General features: G+C 60.2%; 12 protein-coding genes and 1 pseudogene. 9 read left to right on the top strand and 4 right to left on the bottom strand.

Going from position 1 to position 13,465, the window contains the following annotated elements; genetic code table 11:
- The first annotated feature begins 17 nt into the window (after positions 1-17).
- The 5 genes from A9X01_RS19285 to A9X01_RS19265 are packed head-to-tail and all read left to right on the top strand — an operon-like array spanning position 18 to position 6,105.
- Positions 18-872, top strand: coding sequence for an enoyl-CoA hydratase/isomerase family protein (locus A9X01_RS19285; protein WP_155772173.1), 855 nt, complete (start codon positions 18-20; stop codon positions 870-872).
- Positions 873-917: 45 nt separating this feature from the next.
- Positions 918-1,286 (top strand): nuclear transport factor 2 family protein, encoded by a 369-nt coding sequence (locus tag A9X01_RS19280; protein ID WP_065122283.1) that lies wholly within the window; start codon positions 918-920, stop codon positions 1,284-1,286.
- 41 nt (positions 1,287-1,327) lie between these two features.
- Positions 1,328-2,908, top strand: a complete 1,581-nt coding sequence (locus A9X01_RS19275; RefSeq protein WP_155772172.1) for an AMP-binding protein — start codon at positions 1,328-1,330, stop codon at positions 2,906-2,908.
- A 19-nt stretch (positions 2,909-2,927) separates the two neighbouring features.
- Entirely contained in the window at positions 2,928-4,259 is a 1,332-nt protein-coding gene (locus tag A9X01_RS19270; protein ID WP_172832565.1) for a cytochrome P450, read from the top strand.
- Positions 4,249-6,105, top strand: a complete 1,857-nt coding sequence (locus A9X01_RS19265) for a flavin-containing monooxygenase (protein ID WP_065122281.1) — start codon at positions 4,249-4,251, stop codon at positions 6,103-6,105. The genes A9X01_RS19270 and A9X01_RS19265 overlap by 11 nt, the downstream gene beginning before the upstream one ends.
- Before the next feature lie 165 nt (positions 6,106-6,270).
- Here the strand turns inward: A9X01_RS19265 and A9X01_RS19260 are convergent, their stop codons facing one another.
- Positions 6,271-6,954 carry a TetR family transcriptional regulator gene (locus A9X01_RS19260; RefSeq protein WP_065122280.1) on the bottom strand — a complete coding sequence of 228 codons (684 nt, stop codon included), beginning with the start codon at positions 6,952-6,954 and terminating at the stop codon, positions 6,271-6,273.
- Between the two features lie 297 nt (positions 6,955-7,251).
- On the opposite strand from A9X01_RS19260, the gene A9X01_RS19255 reads away from it, so the two are divergent.
- Complete coding sequence (locus A9X01_RS19255; protein ID WP_065122279.1) at positions 7,252-8,451, top strand: cytochrome P450; 1,200 nt, start codon at positions 7,252-7,254, stop codon at positions 8,449-8,451.
- Positions 8,452-8,482: 31 nt separating this feature from the next.
- Here the strand turns inward: A9X01_RS19255 and A9X01_RS19250 are convergent, their stop codons facing one another.
- Both A9X01_RS19250 and A9X01_RS19245 read right to left on the bottom strand, forming a co-directional pair.
- Complete coding sequence (locus A9X01_RS19250; RefSeq protein WP_065122308.1) at positions 8,483-8,869, bottom strand: nitroreductase family deazaflavin-dependent oxidoreductase; 387 nt, start codon at positions 8,867-8,869, stop codon at positions 8,483-8,485.
- 69 nt (positions 8,870-8,938) lie between these two features.
- Positions 8,939-9,256, bottom strand: a pseudogene (locus tag A9X01_RS19245) (NAD-dependent epimerase/dehydratase family protein); the annotation flags it as partial.
- Positions 9,257-9,403: 147 nt separating this feature from the next.
- On the opposite strand from A9X01_RS19245, the gene A9X01_RS19240 reads away from it, so the two are divergent.
- The 3 genes from A9X01_RS19240 (at position 9,404) to A9X01_RS19225 (ending at position 12,634) form a co-directional block, all read left to right on the top strand.
- Entirely contained in the window at positions 9,404-10,600 is a 1,197-nt protein-coding gene (locus A9X01_RS19240) for a cytochrome P450 (RefSeq protein ID WP_065122307.1), read from the top strand.
- Positions 10,601-10,860: 260 nt separating this feature from the next.
- On the top strand, positions 10,861-11,745 hold the full coding sequence (locus A9X01_RS19230) for an alpha/beta fold hydrolase (protein ID WP_065122276.1): 885 nt from the start codon (positions 10,861-10,863) through the stop codon (positions 11,743-11,745).
- Positions 11,746-11,893: 148 nt separating this feature from the next.
- The gene (locus A9X01_RS19225) at positions 11,894-12,634 is read left to right on the top strand and encodes a TylF/MycF/NovP-related O-methyltransferase (protein ID WP_081282472.1); all 741 of its coding nucleotides are present in this window, start codon (positions 11,894-11,896) and stop codon (positions 12,632-12,634) included.
- A 100-nt stretch (positions 12,635-12,734) separates the two neighbouring features.
- Here A9X01_RS19225 and A9X01_RS30900 read toward each other — a convergent pair.
- On the bottom strand, positions 12,735-13,465 hold a 731-nt coding region (locus A9X01_RS30900), incomplete at its 5' end, for a hypothetical protein (protein WP_436405286.1).

Here is a 13,465-nt window from a genome sequence, read left to right as displayed (position 1 = left end):
CCGACAGGAGACGCGTTTTGGCTGAGGCGGATTGGGCCGGCATGACGTGCCTCAAGGTGCAGCGGCACGCGAGCATCGTGACTGTGCGGTTGAACCGACCCGAGAAGATGAACGCCATCAACAGCGCGATGGAAAAGGAGTTCTACGCGGTACTCGCCGATTGTGACCGCATCGACGATGTCAAATGTGTCGTGCTCACAGCGGAAGGCCCGAACTTCTCCTCTGGTCATGACATTCAGCAGGTCGCCGCCGAAACCATCGGCGGACAGCAACCGGCGACGATCGAGGACAAGTATTGGGTCCACACGGGCGATCTGCTTCCGCCGTGGCGCTTCACAAAGGGCCTTGTTGTCGCCGCTAAGGGCTTCGTGGGGCCCCACGCGAACACTTTCCTGTTGGCCGCTGATGTGGTCATCGCGGCTGATAATTCGCGATTCAGCTGGGAGGAATCTCGAGTCGGCGTCGGTGCGCCCTACGGCCCGTATGCGCTCATGCCCTTCCACTTTCCAATCCGCGTCATGAAGCAGCTGTGGATGACCGGGGGCTGGTTGGACGCCGACACCGCGCATCGACTGTTCTACGTGAACAGGGTCGTTCCGGTTGGCGAAGAAGAAGATATGGCGATGCGCTTCGCGGAGCAGATTGCTCGGATGGAAACAGGTGATCTTGTCGCCAATAAGCGCGGCACCCATCGACTCTACGAGGCCGCGGGACTCTCGGCCATGGTCGACGTGGGTCGAGATCCATACGTTCCCAGCGCACAAGCGGCAATCGCGAAGGAGCACCATCTCCGCATGATCCACGAAAAGGGTGTGAGAGCCGCTGTGCGAGAACGTGATACGGGTTGGGATGACGAAGTAAGCAAAGTGTGAACCCCCACACACGACCCTGATCGACAGTTTCAGAAGGGAATCGGAATGCCAGACGCCGATGCAATCGTCGCGACAATCAATGCGCATTGTGAAACGCTCAGCGACCACGACAAGGAAGGCTGGCTGGCGCTCTGGGCTGATGACACCGTTCTGGAAGATCCAGTGGGGGTGGATACATACACCGGTATAGAGACGCTGCGTACCGAGTTCTGGAAGTTGGTTACAGACCTCTCGCCGATGAAGCTGTGGCTCGAGCGCGACGTCATTGTCTGCGGTAATGAGGCCATCGCCATCTTGCAGGGTGTGGTGACACGTGAGGGCGCGATGCAACACGTAGGTCCACTCGTCGATCACTTCACATTTGACGACAGCGGAAAGATCTCGAAGATGCGCGCGTTCTGGAAGTACGCGTGATACCAGACTCAGCGGAAACGCTGCCGGCGATCGTGAAACGGATGGCGGTCGAGGAGCCCGACCGCACCTTCATCCGGACCGTTGACGGCCTGTCCGCGACGTGGAGTCAACTGCAATCGTCGGTAGAAGAATGGGCGGCACGTTTCGTAGCACTCGGTGTTGAGCGCGGCGACGTCGTTGTCACCATCCTCGACGCAGGCCTGGATTCTGTGGCCGTCTGGCTGGGTCTCGCCAGCATAGGCGCGATCGATGCGGCGACCAATCCGGAATTTCGTGGGCGCATGCTCGCATACGCCGTCAACAACTGTGCTCCCCAGTTACTCGTGGTGGCCCCCCAGTATGTGAGCGTCGTCGAGGCCGTCGGCGCAGACTTAAGGACTGTCGAACGTGTGCTTGTGCTTGATGAAGACGGATACGTTTCCCAACAGAATTCGTCTCTGCCAGGCATCACCCGCGCAGCGAGTGTGAGTGTTGACATAACCGCCGGTCGTGATCGAAGCAGCGTGCCGGAATTTCACGACATTGCTTGTATCACTTATACTTCCGGAACCACCGGGCCCTCTAAAGCCGTCAGGTTGCCATGGGGTCAACTGCATTCGATCAATTCGGGGACGTTTCCGATCGAGGACCTCACGTCCGCGGATATTTTCTACTGCACGACCTCGCACGCACATTTCGGCTCGAAGTCGATTCCGTACAACGCGGCAATGGTTGGCGGACAGGTTGTCATGAGATCGCGGTTTGCTTTGGTGAGTTTCTGGGATGACGTCGTGAAATTCAAAGTCACGACCGGCATGCTCGTGGGCTCGATGGCAGACGTACTAATGCGTGATCACAATGCTCCCTCGGGGCCAACGACTCTCAAGAATCTATTCATGGCACCGCTCGGCTCGAACTATCGAGAGTTCAGTGCTAAGTTCGGCGTCCGCGTCTGCACCGTCTACAACAGCACGGAGGGCGGCGTGGCAATAAGGTCGGGCTGGAACCCGACCAACGCTCGGACCGTCGGCCGGCTGCGAGATGGTTATCCGGGCTTCGAAGTGCGTCTCGTGGATGCCAACGACTATGAAGTCGCCGATGGAACCGCGGGGGAGTGTGTGGTGCGTTCTCGAGTGCCGTGGGTGATGAACGCGGGCTACCTGAACGACGACACAGCGACGGCAACCGCGTGGCGCAATGGATGGTTCCATACCGGGGATGCGCTCGTTCGCACGCCAGACGGGGATTACATCTTTATCGACCGCTTCAAGGACGCAATCCGTCGCAGAGGCGAGAACATCTCGTCGTTCGAGGTGGAAGCCGATGTACTGCGTAACCCGGAGATCGTCGAATGTGCCGCAGTTGCGGTGCCGGCTGACAGCGTGGAAGACGAGGTGCTGCTGTTCGCGGTGCGGCGGCCCGGATCCACCATCACTGCGCAGGATCTTCATGAGGATCTGCAGAGCCGGATGACCCGGTTTATGGTCCCTCGCTACATCGAGTTCGTGGATGAACTTCCGAAAACTCAAGCGACCCTGCGTGTTATCAAAGCTGACTTGCGCCAACGGGGAATTGGTCCCGACACGTGGGACGGCAAACACCAGTCGCCTCGCGCTCAAGCGAGTGTCGGTGCCAACACGTGATGGACGGAGGGGAGAGCCTGTGACGACAGAGGAGTCGAACGTGGAAACCGAGTGCCCGGTTACCGTCGAAAGTCTGGATTCTCTCGACGGAGTGTCATTCGTAGATCCGGCTGTTCAAGAGAAGCCGTTCGCCTATTACCGCGCGCTTCGCCAGCAAGACCCGGTTCACTTCGAAGAGGATCTGGGAATGTATCTGGTGTCACGGCACGAGGACCTAACTGAAGTGCTTCGTGATCCTGTCCTGTTCTCACAGGAACTCGGCTATTACCAACAGATGGCACACGGCCACCTCGATGAGGTGAAAGACATACTCAAACGGGATGGCGGCGGATTCTTCCCCGACGTCGCCAACATCGACCCACCACGACACACGCGGGTGCGCCGCCTGTTGTCGCAGGCCTTCAGCAGAAAGCGGATGAAATCGCTTGCGCCGCAGTTTCAAGAGATCGTCGATAAGTTGATCGACGGCTGTATCGAGCGCGGGCAAGGGAAGTTGGATGGCCTACATGAACTCGCGTTGCCAATGGCGATCGCCTTCAGTATGCAGCAGTTACAGGTCACCGATCTCGACATGAGCACCATAAAGCGTTGGGGGAGCGCGTATTTGTCGCAATTCAGCCTCGCGAACACGCGCGAAGACATGATCCGCGCGGCACACGATCTGGTCGAGATGCAAAACTACTTGATCGCGCTCGTCCGCAGACGCATGGCCGAGCCCGAGGACGACATGCTGTCCGACATCATCACGGCCCCAACGCAAGACGAGGAGCCACTGAGTTTCGAAGAGTTGGTCGCCACCGCTCGCGCGCTTCTCATCAACACCCATGATTCGATGTCGACGGCATTCACCAATATCCTTTTCCACGTTTCGACAGACCCTGATATAGCGACTCATTTCTACGCTGCTGCCGACGACGATGCCCAGATGGGCCGGTTCATCGAGGAACTTTTGCGACTGGATCCACCTGTGCGGGCCCTGTCCCGGGTTACCACCGGTTCGGCGACGTTGGGCGGGACCGAACTGCCGAAGGGCGCGCATCTGCTTGTGCTATTTGCGTCTGCGAACGACGACGAGGCAGTTTTTGCGTGCCCACGTGAGTTCGATCCGAGCCGTACCAACATCAGAAAGAGCATGACCTTCGGTGCGGGTGTGCACCTGTGTCTAGGCGTCTCGCTCGCACGAATGCAGTTGCTCGTCGCCGCGCAGCAGACGGCGCGGCGCCTGCGCAACCTCAGTCTGGCGATCCCGGCAGAGGAGATCCGTTACATACCTAATGCGGCGCTGTTAGCGATGGAAAGCCTTCCGTTGACCTTTACGACGGCTCCCGGAGGCAGTAGCGATGACATGTGAACCCACGCAGCTGCCTGATCCGAAGGACGTTGATATCGCGGACCTTCGGGAAAAGTACCGGGAAGAGCGGGATCGCCGCCTCCGCCCCGACGGGCAGGAGCAGTACACGCCGGCCCCTGAGGGAACGCGCGCGCTCGACTTCAGTGATCCACACATGCCTCGAATCTCCCGTGATCCGTTGAGTGACGATGTCGAGGTCGCCATCCTCGGCGGCGGTTGGGCCGGCATATTGGCCGGGTACCACATGCGCATGGCGGGCGTCGACGAAATTCGCATCATCGAGCAGGCAGGCGACTTTGGTGGCGTGTGGTACTGGAACCGATATCCCGGGCTCTCATGCGACAACGACTCCTACTGCTATCTGCCTCTTTTGGAAGAGACGGGGTTCATCCCGACGAAAAAATTCGCGGACGGTCTTGAAATTCGCCAGTACTGCCAAAGTGTCGCAACGAAATTCGATCTCTACCGCGGTGCGCTGTTTCACACTTGTGTCAATGCGTTGAGTTGGGACGAATCAATCAAACGCTGGCACATCGGAACCGACCGCGGCGATGACCTGCGGGCGCGCTTCGTGGTGATGGCGCTTGGGCCGATCAACACGCCGAAGATTCCGCGGGTGGCAGGCCTCGATGACTTCCGGGGCAAGATGTTTCACACCGCCCGTTGGGATTACGAGTACACCGGTGGCAGTCAAGAAGAGCCGGTGCTCGCCAAGCTAGCCGACAAACGCGTCGCGATTGTCGGCACCGGAGCCTCTGCCATCCAGGCGGTGCCGTTCTTGGCTCGGTACGCCGAGCGGTTGTACGTGCTTCAGCGAACGGCATCTACGGTCGATGAGCGCCACAACACGCCGACAGATCCAGCATGGCTGGCTTCGTTGCAGCCTGGTTGGCAGCGCGAACGCCAAGTGAACTTTCATCGGGCGGCGATTGACGGTTTGATGCCCGGTGAACCCGACGGAATCTGTGACATCTGGACGGAGATCAATCGTAATCTCTCGGCAGAATTTGATCTGACAGGATGGCCGCAGTCTCCGGAGGACTTTCTCGCCAGGCGCGAGGTGATGGACTATCGAGTGATGGAGCGGTTACGCCGTCGTGTCGACGCGACGGTGAAAGACAAAGAGACGGCGGCGATTCTGAAGCCCTGGTATCGCCACATGTGCAAGCGTCCCGCCTCCAGCGACGAGTTCTATCCCGTTTTCAACAGACCTAACGTCAAGCTCCTCGACGTCTCGCGGACGCGCGGCATCGAGCGCATTACCAGCCGCGGATTCCTCCACGAGTCCAATGAGTACGACATTGACTGCTTGATCTTTGCGAGCGGCTTCGAGGTGAGCAGCGATCTTCAGCGGAGATGGGGAATCGACAAGGTATCTGGTCGTGGTGGCCGGTCTCTTTACGATCAGTGGGCGCACGAGTTCCGGACTCTGCACGGCGTGATGACACACGGATTCCCCAACCAGTTCTACGTCGGCTTCTTCCAGGGGGGTTTCAACGCGTCGACCACCGAGACCTTCAACAATCAGGGTCGTCATATCGCGTGGATCGTCAGTAGGGCATTGCAGCGCGGCGCGAGTGTCGTAGAACCTAGCCTCGAAGCGCAGGACGCCTATGTGAGACATGTTCGTGAGGTAGCGATAGATACCTCGGCATTCGTTCGAGAATGTACGCCGGGCTACTTCAACAACGACGGGCAGGAGATCACCAACGAACAGGGCGAGCTGCGTCCGAGGACCTATTCCGGCGAGCTGTATGGCTTGGGCTACTACGCATTTGAGAAGCTCCTCGAGGACTGGCGTTCCGACGACAGCCTTTTCCGGTCAGATTTGGTAATCGAAACGTAGCGTTTCCTGCAAGGACGGCCGGCATAGTTCGCCGGCCGCCACCGATGTGGTGTGGCCGGACCCCATGAACTGCTCCATTGTGAACGAGAGCCGTTCATCGGTGGGTACGGGCGGCGGCGTAGCGGGTGGGGGTTAGTTGGCCCCGGGTGGCTGGATGCGCGCTGGTCACGCCAATTTGACTGATCCGCGAACGCTGGAAGCCAGTTGGCTGGCCTGCGTGAGAGCGGTTAGTGCATCGATGTCGCGGGTCAGCTGGTGGTAGAGGACGGCCGGGCCAAGCCATCTGCCCAAGAGACTGCGAAGTGCCACTGGGTTGAGTGGCCGCTCGGGAGGATCGAGCAGAACCGACTGGAGTGTGCGTACAGCGAGTTCGATGAGGTCGTCCATCGCAGCCTGGTCGAAGCCATGGGCGGCCCAGTCGACGTCATATCGTCGGAACATTTCTCGTCCGAGGCCAAATGCCGCACCAGCGGTGAACGAGGCCGACGTGCCACCCGGTAACCGTGCCTCTAGGACGCGCGCCATCAGCGGGTCGTCGGCGAACTCCTCGGCCGCAAATGCTACGCCCTCGACGACGGCAGCCGCCGGATTTGTCCACCCCCGCAGGTGATCGGCTAAACGATCGAGAAAGCCGTTAGCCGAACGCATCTGGCTGCCGACCACTAGCGCTTCAGCGCCAGAAAAGTAACGGTAGATGGTCTGGCGGCTCACTCCCAGAACGCGGGCCAAGTCGCTGACACGGATGGCCGATCCGCCTTGGGCAACCAAGGAGTCAACCGCGTCTAGAATCCTGTTTACGGCTTCCTCATCGGAGGCCGGCGTGCGGCCCGACCACCCATGGCTACGCATGGATAAGGCCCATCATCGTGCTCCGGTTCCGTTCGACGTGACAACGTGAGGCTAAAAGTATTGCGAGTTGAAGCCGAGGTCAACGACAAGCCTTGGCTTCACACATGCCACACCGTGCGAAATCCCAGTAATAGCACGCGACTGCCCACAGTACCCGCCCTTCATCACACCGCCTGAATCCGCAATAGTCAACGATGACGCAACATATCGGTCTGATTTGTCTTGTCAGTCGGCGCTAGGTCTGCTGTGATTACTCAAGGAATCGCGGCAGGTTCCACTGCACCGGCAGGAGGGGCAATGCCCGTAAGTGAGGTCCACGACATTCGGTACGACCCCTACGATGTGGAGCTTCTTGCCGATCCCTATCCAGTGTTCCGGCGGCTGCGCGAGAAGTCGCCGCTGTACTACAACGAGCAATACGATTTTTATGCGCTCAGTCGTTTCCAGGACGTGAGTCGCGCGCTTGTCGACACCGGCACCTTCAGTTCAGCCCGCGGAATGATCCTCGAAGTGATCAAGGCCAACATCGAGATACCCCCCGGCATCATCGTTTTCGAAGACCCGCCGGTTCATGACATCCATCGCAAATTGCTCGCGCGGATGTTCACTCCCCGCAAGATCGCCGAACTCGAGGACAAGATTCGCGGGTTTTGCGCACAATGTCTCGACCCTCTCGTCGGAACCGGACGTTTCGATTTCATCGCCGACCTCGGCGCTCAGATGCCGATGAGAGTCATCGGAATGCTGGTCGGCATTCCCGAACACGACCAAGAACATGTCCGGGAACGCTCGAATGCCGCGTTGCTCACCGAGGCCGGCCAACCCATGGCCCTGGCCTCGGAAGGCGTCCGCTACGACGAGGTGTTCGCCGCTTATCTCGACTGGCGCGCCGAACACCCCTCCGACGACATCACAACTGAACTCCTCAACGTCGAGTTCGACGACGAGGCAGGAGTCCGCCGAAAGTTGACCCGCGACGAAATCCTGCTTTACATCGGTCTCGTCGCCTCCGCAGGCAACGAGACCACCACCCGACTGCTCGGCTGGGCAGGAAAGGTTCTCGCCGACCATCCCGACCAGCGCGGTGAAATCGCGGCCAATCATCGGTTGATTCCACAGACGATCGAGGAACTGCTGCGCTATGAACCCCCCGTACCGCACCTCGCCCGCTACGTCACCCGTGATACTGAGTGGTACGGCCGCACGGTGCCCGAAGGCAGCGTCATGATGCCGCTGATCGCATCAGCTTGCCGTGACCATCGCCAATTCCCGCCTGACGGAGACACGTTCGACATTCATCGCCAGCCGCGTCAACACTTGGCATTCAGCGTGGGAGCTCACTTCTGCCTAGGAGCGGCACTCGCCAGGCTAGAGGCACGAATCGCACTCGAGGAAATCCTCAAGCGCTTCCCCGAATGGGACATCGACACCCAGAACGCACATTTATCGTCAGCGTCGGCTGTCCGGGGCTGGGAATCTATGCCTGCGTTCATCTAGCTCGTGTAGCCCGGTGACGGCGTCAGGCAATCTAACCGATTCTCGTCAGCACCAATGCCGCTTCGTTGTAAGGGAACAGCCGGTAGAACAGCCGCGGGGCCGGTTTGACGAGGGGTGCGGCCTCAGCCTTTTTGACGATCCGTGGGTTGGCCAATGCGACAGTTTTGCCCCGCTTGTGCAGTACCGTCGGTCCGCCGGCCAATACGTTCTTGAGCCAGTCCGTTTGAGGGCCGTAGCCGATCAGGATGACAAAGCCGTCCCGTGTCGGGAATACCAAGAGAGGCGTTCGATAGTGCCTGCCTGACTTGCGCCCGACGTGCTCGAGCGTCCCCAGGCACGGCAGCCACGGTGTGATCGAGCGAGCCACGGGATTGGTGACTCGGCGATTGAAGTTCGCGACGGCACGAGGCACTCGCATGAAGGCCTCCTTTCTCACACCTGCGATTCCGGCCCGCGCATGATGACCGAACTGGGGTTGCCGCGAAATTTACCCCGTCGGAATCTCTTTGGGTCGATCCCATAACGGCTCGCCAAGTTTCGCGCGTATTTTCCCCCATGGGTCGGCGTACTGACCGGGTGCCTTCCGGTACGGCGACCGTCGCGCCATGGCCAGTCGCACGATTGGGGCGATGAGCCGGCCCGGGTAGCGCAACAGCCGGTACTTCTCCGCCAATTCCGCCTGCAGGTCGGGCCACGAATGATGCTGGAACTGCAACGCTTCTTGGGCTCGGGTGGTGTCCATCCAGTCGGTGACGAACCAGTCGTCGTCGCTGTTCGGATCGCCGGGCCGGCCCGGGGGCAGGGAATGGACCGTCAGCAATTGATCGGGACGTGCGCCTTGGCGATCTTCGCCGCAAGTTCTTCTACGTCGGCCGGGTTCCCGAGGATGCTAGTGCACGGCAGTGCAATCTAACATTCTTTGTAATAGTGTTCCACACGGAGGGTGGTGTCGATGACAACGACGGACTTGCGCTGGGACCCGTACGACCGGGCTCTGCATAAGGACCCCTATGCGGTGTGGAAACGGTTGCGTGACGAAGCGCCTGTTTACTACAACCAGGAATACGACTTCTACGCCCTCAGCCGGTTCGACGATGTGATGACGGCATCGCTGGACACCGAATCTTTCTCGTCGAAGCACGGCATCATCCTCGACACGATCAGCGAAGAACCTTTGCCCGCGCCCCAGCCGATGATCATGATGGACCCTCCGGACCACACCTGCCTGCGGAAGATGGTCAACCGCACGTTCTTTCGTAGCCGGATTGCTCAGCTGGAGGACCACATCCGCCAATTGTGCAAGGGCTATCTGGATCGATACGTCGGCACCGGCGGATTCGACTACGTTCAGAATTTCTCCGCCAAGTTGCCGGTGATGGTGATCAGCTCGCTCCTCGGCTTCCCCGAGGAGGACCACGACAACCTGCGTGAGTGGTCGGACGCGCAACTGCATCGCGAGGAAGGGAGCACGGAACTCAGCGCCGCGGGCATGGAGGCCTCGGTGAAGCTCTATGGCTATTACCAACAGCAGATCGAACTGCGCCGCCAACACAGTACGACGGACATTGTCAGTGATCTGATGAATTCCGACGTCGTCTTGCCCGACGCGCAACCACGCCGGCTGGATGACGGCGAACTGTTGATGTTCATCGCAATGATCAACGTCGCGGGCAACGAGACGGTCGCCAGACTTCTCGGCTGGGCGGCACTGACCCTAGCGCGCAATCCGGAGCAGCGAGCGAAGTTGGTGGCGGATCCCGGATTGATCGGCGGCGCGGTGGAGGAATTGTTGCGATACGACGCGCCGTCCCCGGTCCAGGGGCGTTTCGCCCTGCGCGACACCACCTACCACGACACGGTGATTCCGGCCGGAGCGAAGGTGATCCTGCTGACCGGCTCGGCGGGGCGCGACGAGCGTCAGTACGAGCGCCCGGACGTCTTCGACGTGACGCGAACCGGGATCCGCCACGTCAGCTTCGGACACGGCTCGCACTTCTGTCTGGGTGCGGCGCTGGCCCGACTGGAGGCCCGGGTGGCGCTGGAGGAGACGTTAAAGCGCTTCCCTCAATGGCGCATCGACGAGGCCAACATCGAGTACGTCCACACCAGCTCAGTGCGCGGTCCGGCCAGCGTCCCCATCGCGCTGTGAAGAGTGTCAAACCATATGCCCGAGAACGCGTTCGCACTTCGAAACGTCGTTCGGGGAAGCGTGCTTAGTTCCAACAATCGCGACGAGGCGCCTGCGCACTGGCGCACTGACCGGGAGGCATCGCCGAACTTCTTCGCGAACGGGATGCAGTACCAGTTTCTCGAGGTCAATTCCTTTGTCACCGAACGTGCATGCTGATTGATGAGCTGCTCCGGGAAGAACAGCTATAACAACCAATTATGTTGTCGGAGAAGGTAGTTATGCCAGTCATGCAACAAGGTGAATTTGAGATCGCTTATGAGATCGTCGGCGAAGGTGAGCCATACATACTTACCGGTGGCGGCCGCTTCAGCAAGGATGCTGGGGGAGTTCGCGAGATGGCCGAAGCGCTCGCTGATCGGGGTAAGCAAGTAGTGATTTATGATCGACTCAACTGTGGCGCCTCAGCGGTGTGTTTCGAAGGCAGCTCGGAGTCGGTGATGCAGGCGGACTCGCTCGCTCGGCTCATCATAGATTTGGGCCTCGGACCGACGGTGTTGGTCGGCGGCTCCGGAGGGGCGCGGATCTCATTACTCGCGGCGGCGCGACACCCCGAAATCGCTCGTGCCGTTGTGATGTGGTGGGTCAGCGGCGGAGCGTTCGGCAGTATGTCGCTGGCCGAGGTGTATAACTTCCCCTCGATCCGGGCAGCGTGGAACGGAACCATGGCCGATGTAGCCGCACTTCCCACGTGGGCCGAAGTCATCGAACGCAACCCGCGTAACCGCGGCCGATTCCTTGCGCAGGATAAGCACCAATTCATAGAAACGATGGAACGCTGGGCGCACGCTTACTGCGCGTGCGGCAACCCGCTGGTGGCGGGGCTTTCGGATGAGGAAGCCGCAGCGATCACTGTTCCCATACTCGTATTCCGCAGCGGTGCAAGCGATTACTATCACACCCGCGCGACGTCGGAACGCCTAGCCGCGAACCTGCAGAATGCACATCTTGTCGATCCCGTTTGGGGCGACCGGGAATTCCTCGAACGGCTCGAGGCCAGCCGCGACCGCGGAGAGTCGGTCTGGGCGAACTGGAAGCAGCTCGTACCCCAAATCGTCGCTTGGGCAGACGAAGTGCTGGCTGACAAATTCGGGCAGTTTGGATGACTGGGAAGCGGCTCGTCGCCACGACCGACTCTGGGTGCACGACCCGATGTCCCGGAGATGGCATCGGCTGAAATCGGCTAACCAGATCTGAAACTATGCCGTATAGTTCGTCGATACCATTTTGGGTTGACGCGAAAAGAGACCGTCGATGACGTCGGATCACACCCATACCACCGGGTACGACTGGGATCGGATAGTGAAAATGCCAGTCGCCAGCGAAGAATGGCATAGCGGACGGCAGGTCCTTAATTTCTACCCGATGGATAAGGATTATCGGGATTCACCGACGGCGCGGGCGTTCGTGACAACTCACTTCAGAGATGCGGAGGCTCTGAACACAGACGCGGCACTGCTGAAGTACGGGTCCGATCATGTCACGCTGCGCGGAGCTTTCCTGGAGATGGGTGTGTGTACGGGTAAAACAATCAACTTTATTGCCGCGCTGAATCCGGAGCAGCGTATCTGGGGTTTTGATTCGTTCGAGGGGCTGCCGGACGACTGGACTCGCACTGACCTCACCTTTCCCCGCGGATCTTTTCGGGTGGTCGCCGAGGGATGGATGCCGCCGGTTCTTCACAACGTCTCCCTGATAAAAGGCCTGTTTAGCGATACGCTTCCGCACTTCAAAGACCAGGTTTTAAAATCTGACCCTATTGCCTTCCTGCATGTCGATTGTGACATATATTCTTCAACAAAAGAAATTTTCGATCAGCTTGCTGACAATATTGTATCGGGCACAGTGATCGTGTTTGACGAGTTTTATAATTACCCCGAAGCTGAGTCACATGAGTTTAAGGCTTTTCAGGAGTTCTTGGGCGCGACCGGAAAGAAACCCGTCTATCTCGCATATAATCAGTACTTCGAACAAGCCGTGGTCCGCATAGCCTGATGACTTCGGCTGAACCCTAAGCTGTCGGTGGCTGACTGCGCATCAGCGTGTGATTGGGATGGGCCAGGTGGCCAAGAAGTCGGGACCGCCGGGTCACTCGCTATAAGGATTTACCGTCGAGCCCGATGCCCCCGCCAAACCATGTGGTGCCGGTACCGCCTTCACCACCAATGCCGCCGCGGCCTACGGTGCCGCCCCTGCCGCCGTCGCCTCCCATGTTGTTATCAAAAACATTCCCTGGAGCCCCGGCGGCCCCGCCGGCGGCACCGTCGGTGCCGGCCCCACCGTTGAGGACGCCCGCCCCAAGGAAACCACCGTTGATCGCCATGGCGCCACCGCCGCCCCCGCCGCCCGTGCCAGCTCCGCCGATGCCGGGGTTGCCACCCAAGCCGACATCGGGTGCGACGCAGGAGGCCCAACCGCCCAGACCGCCCGTTCCAGCCGCACCTGTCGCAGAGGCGGCTCCGCCACCGCCACCGCCGCCGCCACCATAGGCGAGGCCTTGATCCGTGACACCACCGCCACCGCCGCCGCCGCCGGCACCGCCTAATCCGCCTATGCCGTTAGATGCGGTGGCACCGGCGCCGCCGCCCCCGCCATGGCCGCCTCCTCCCGCCAACCAGATGCTCAACCCGTCAAGTTCGAGGGCGCCGCCGCCGGTGCCGCCAACGCCGCCGGTGCCGCCGGTACCGCCCCTGCCACCACCACCGGTGCCGCCGGCGCGGGAGGTGCAGGTGGCGCCTCCGGGATGCTGTTTGGGCCCCCGGGCAATGGCGGACTGGGCGGTACCGGAGGTACCGGCGGCACGGGCGGTACGGGCGGCGCCGGCCA

The sequence above is a fragment of the Mycobacterium asiaticum genome, assembly GCF_001668675.1.
GTDB classification, from domain to species: domain Bacteria; phylum Actinomycetota; class Actinomycetes; order Mycobacteriales; family Mycobacteriaceae; genus Mycobacterium; species Mycobacterium asiaticum_D.
The sequence above is the reverse complement of the archived record's forward strand: the minus strand, read 5'-3'. Positions and strand labels throughout refer to the sequence as shown.